The organism is Vibrio cincinnatiensis (assembly GCF_022113815.1).
GTDB classification, from domain to species: Bacteria; Pseudomonadota; Gammaproteobacteria; order Enterobacterales; family Vibrionaceae; genus Vibrio; species Vibrio cincinnatiensis_A.
Genome location: NZ_SGOM01000084.1, coordinates 1 through 503, shown reverse-complemented (window position 1 = coordinate 503; position 503 = coordinate 1). Strand labels below are relative to the sequence as shown.

The window sequence follows — 503 nt, the reverse complement described above, 5'->3', positions numbered from 1 at the left end:
AGATTGAGAACTTTACAAGTAATTTTATTCATAAAGAATAATGTTACTTTGTCAGCTTTCCAAATTGTTAAAGAGCACAGTGTTTTCACACTTTCTAACGATTCTCGACGTCAAAAACCTCGCCACCTAAGCAAAAACCTGTGTGGCTTGGCATGATTATCCAAGAACATTTAGAAAGTGGTGGGCGATACCGGGTTCGAACCAGTGACCCCCTGCTTGTAAGGCAGGTGCTCTCCCAACTGAGCTAATCGCCCACGATGTTTTATTTCCCGTGGAGGAAATGGTGGGTCGTGCAGGATTCGAACCTGCGACCAATTGATTAAAAGTCAACTGCTCTACCAACTGAGCTAACGACCCAAATGGTATCCCGTAGGGGAGTCGAACCCCTGTTACCGCCGTGAAAGGGCGGTGTCCTAGGCCTCTAGACGAACGGGACACTAAGATACTCTCTTTATTACTTAAACCAAATCAATCTGTGTGAACACTCATCAATGCACAATCTT

The 503-nt window shown here is 44.7% G+C and carries 3 tRNA genes; all 3 read right to left on the bottom strand.

Annotation, left to right across the window (positions count from 1 at the left end):
* Nucleotides 1–178: 178 nt before the first annotated feature.
* The 3 genes from EXA13_RS16705 to EXA13_RS16695 all read right to left on the bottom strand — a co-directional run bounded on the left by EXA13_RS16705 (nt 179) and on the right by EXA13_RS16695 (nt 436).
* Nucleotides 179–254 (bottom strand) — tRNA-Val (locus tag EXA13_RS16705).
* 27 nt (nt 255–281) lie between these two features.
* Nucleotides 282–357, bottom strand: a tRNA-Lys gene (locus tag EXA13_RS16700).
* A gap of 3 nt (nt 358–360) precedes the next feature.
* Nucleotides 361–436 (bottom strand) — tRNA-Glu (locus EXA13_RS16695).
* Between the last annotated feature and the right edge of the window lie 67 nt (nt 437–503).